Source organism: Odoribacter sp. N15.MGS-14 (assembly GCF_000980245.1).
GTDB lineage: Bacteria > Bacteroidota > Bacteroidia > Bacteroidales > Marinifilaceae > Odoribacter > Odoribacter splanchnicus.
On sequence record NZ_LARE01000214.1, the window covers coordinates 1 to 324 of the forward strand.

1 rRNA gene is annotated in these 324 nt (G+C 52.5%); it reads left to right on the forward strand.

Annotated features, from left to right (window positions below):
* Positions 1-324, forward strand: a 23S ribosomal RNA gene (locus WS34_RS15225); the annotation flags it as partial.

Sequence of the window (324 nt, forward strand, 5' to 3'; positions counted from 1 at the left end):
ATTCGGTCCCAAGGGTTTGGCTGTTCGCCAATTAAAGCGGTACGCGAGCTGGGTTCAGAACGTCGTGAGACAGTTCGGTCCCTATCTGTCGTGGGCGCAGGATATTTGATGGGAGCTGTCCCTAGTACGAGAGGACCGGGACGGACGTACCTCTGGCGCACCAGTTGTTCCGCCAGGAGCATAGCTGGGCAACTACGTACGGATCGGATAAACGCTGAAAGCATCTAAGCGTGAAGCCGACCCAAAGATAAGATGTCCCATTGTTTTAAACAAGTAAGACCCCTTGAAGACTACAAGGTTGATAGGCACGATGTGTAAGTGGAG